At 40.2% G+C, this 2,745-nt stretch carries 2 protein-coding genes and 1 pseudogene; all 3 read right to left on the bottom strand.

Annotation, left to right across the window (positions count from 1 at the left end; genetic code table 11):
- Positions 1-365: 365 nt before the first annotated feature.
- On the bottom strand, positions 366-1,304 hold the full coding sequence (locus tag AACQ21_RS06450; RefSeq protein ID WP_105977278.1) for an STM4504/CBY_0614 family protein: 939 nt from the start codon (positions 1,302-1,304) through the stop codon (positions 366-368).
- A gap of 709 nt (positions 1,305-2,013) precedes the next feature.
- A complete protein-coding gene (locus AACQ21_RS06445) occupies positions 2,014-2,349 on the bottom strand; it encodes a superinfection immunity protein (protein ID WP_105977276.1) in 336 nt (111 codons plus the stop codon).
- 229 nt (positions 2,350-2,578) lie between these two features.
- Positions 2,579-2,731 (bottom strand): annotated as a pseudogene (locus AACQ21_RS06440) (PhzF family phenazine biosynthesis protein); the annotation flags it as partial.
- Between the last annotated feature and the right edge of the window lie 14 nt (positions 2,732-2,745).

The following is a 2,745-nucleotide window of genomic DNA, read 5'->3' as shown; positions in this document are numbered from 1 at the left end:
ACTCAACGAGCGAAAACTTCAGCAAATGCGAAATGATCGATTAACTTGCCCTTTCCACACTTTGCAAGCGTTGATTTGACAACAAGCCAGCGCCAAAACTGATTGAGGCAAACAAAGAAATTTGCCTGTTTTACGGTTTGAGTTAGCTACGAATTTGAGGGCAAAAAAGCTCATTTTCCGACAACACAAAACGAATGGCCGGAGAAATCACAAAAGATTGAACTCCTAAATTTACCTGAGTTGCATAACGCCCGCCTAAGGGGCTGGCAACGCATTACCACTAAACTCAAACACAACAACTGCAACCACCGCGGCTCATTGGGACTGGAAACGCCACGCGTTGACAGTCCCTCTTGAGGCGTTTGTTATGCGATTTTTGATTCCGCAGTAGTCAAGAAGACCAAAGTGGATGCTGTCATATGAAGCATGTAAGCAACTAAGTAATCTGGAATTTCAATTGTATTAGAGCCTTGTCCGTGACCACTCAGCCTATTTCTACCTGTAGGTACACCACTTTCAAGCAAACTTCTAAGTGACGACATTTGCTGCTGCCAAAATGATGGTATTAGGCCATTATCAAAACAAATTTGAATTAAAGACCTTGCTGTCGCACTTTGTTCATACTTCCAGTCATGGTTATCACAAATTGACTTCATCGTGCTTTCAAAAGCTTTTAAACAATCGTTTAATGATTCCTTATATCTCCCATGGCGGTAATGCTCATAAGCTAGCAAGAACTCTTCTTGTGCCCCCTTATAATGCTTTTGATTCAATAAAAGAAGGGCTGGTTTAACAGCTTCAGAATGAAGTAACTCAGAGTCAACTCGGATAATTTCATTATTTGTAAACTGAAAACCTACACCGTGCTCTTTGAGGCGTGCATTTAATTCATCGATAGCACTATCGGCGACCTCAGATGCGCCATTCTTACGCATATATTGATATTCGCGTGTTACTGTATTTATAACCTTGAATGTAATTTCAACAACATCCAACTGCTTTTCTACGTTATTTTCTTCGAGAAAGTAGTTAGCCAACTCATCAATATATATGCGCTGTCGACCATTTTTATTGCTTGGTAACTCAAATAACCCATACTCTCTGCACAAGGTCTCCACTATAAACTTATACGTTTCCCGAATATCATCGACACTGAAATATTGAAGCTTGTCGCCCAATGAATCATTCCAAATATGAATAATCTGCACACGCAAAGGATTTGGTAATGAGTCATAAGTATATACTTCAGGCACATCGCCTCGAAGTTTTTTCTGTCGTTTTGAAAACAAATCAAATGTTCCCATCTTAAAATCCCTTATTTCATCTATGTCTCAAATCGCATAACGCCCGGTTAAGGGGCTGACAACGCAAAACACTGAACCTAAAATAACAACCGTAATCACAAAGGCCGATTTGAACAAAAACCGCCACGCGTTGGCAGTCCCTCTTGAACCGTTTGTTATGCAAATTCAATAAGATAAACTGACTTTACTCGATCAAAAACCACAATTGCAATGGTTGAGTGATTCAAGAATCAACCCAAGCCAGAGCCGTGATAAATAAGCCGCCAAAACAAAGCCCACCTTTCAACAACAAACCAAGCTTTTGAATAAAACAAACTCAACGAGCGAAAACTTCAGCAAGTACAAAATGCTCGATAACCTTGTCCTTTCCACACTTTGCGCCCGCTGAATTTACAACGCGCCAGCGCTAAAACTGATTGAGGCAAACAAAGAACCTTGCCTGTTTTACGGCTTGAGTTAGCCACGAATTGTATGGTAAAAATGCTCATTTGCCGACAATACAAAACGAATGGCCGGAGAAATCCCAAAAGATTGAACCCCTAAATTTACCTGAGTTGCATAACGCCAAATTAAGGTGTGAACAACGCTAACACCTTAGCTAAACCATTGTGCCATAATCACTAAACTGACTTGAAGTGAGAGCGCCGAGCGTTGTGAATCACTCTTAAATTTTTTGTTATGTGGTTCTTTACAGCGGCATTAGTTCCTTCTATTTGACCTTGAATTCATTCTCAGAAATAATACATCTCTCTTTCGAAGAGTGGAGCTTATCAAGCTCATCTACAACGTTAGCTATACTAGCAGCTTTATTTTCTGGGACAATAAAACACCAAATCAAAGCAATTAACCATCCTGCCCACCACAATAAAACACCTAAAACATTTACCAAGGCGATAGGAAGCTTATAAGGATGATTTTTCTTTAACGCGATAATTGATGGAAGAAATGCAAATGGGATCAATATCATGAGTATAAGCAACAACGGCCCAGTACCTAACAAAAGCTTTAACACATGCAACAACTGCCAAATCCAGTCATCTGACATAATGAAGACCTCGTAGTTAATAATGAAACTAACAAAATAACACTGTGGTTAATCCGATCAATATACCCTTAATTTTGGTACGTCCAAATACCACTAGTGTACGCCACCACATAACGCCCGGCTAAGGGGTTGACAACGCACCGCCGAACTCAAAAAACACACTGTAAACATTGAACTTCAATTTTGCGCTAAAGCCGCCACGCGTTGGCAATCCCTCTTGAGCCGTTTGTTAAATTGCAATTGCTCGCCGCTTTGCTTGGGCAAATACTGTAATTGAATTTTCAGTTGTTCTCTCTACTTCAAAATAACCTCCTGACATTGAAAGTTGACGTACATTCAATGAGTCGGATCCAAGTTTTTTAAACCAATACGGTGCAAGAGATCATTGTTCGGAGC

This window comes from Vibrio sp. V01_P9A10T6 (assembly GCF_963877065.1).
Classification (GTDB): Bacteria; Pseudomonadota; Gammaproteobacteria; order Enterobacterales; family Vibrionaceae; genus Vibrio; species Vibrio anguillarum.
This window is presented reverse-complemented; position numbering and strand designations above follow the sequence as displayed.

Coding starts and splice junctions, on each gene's coding strand:
- AACQ21_RS06450 (WP_105977278.1), bottom strand. CDS start 1,304: ATGGGAACATTTGATTTGTTTTCAAAACGACAGAAAAAACTTCGAGGC.
- AACQ21_RS06445 (WP_105977276.1), bottom strand. CDS start 2,349: ATGTCAGATGACTGGATTTGGCAGTTGTTGCATGTGTTAAAGCTTTTG.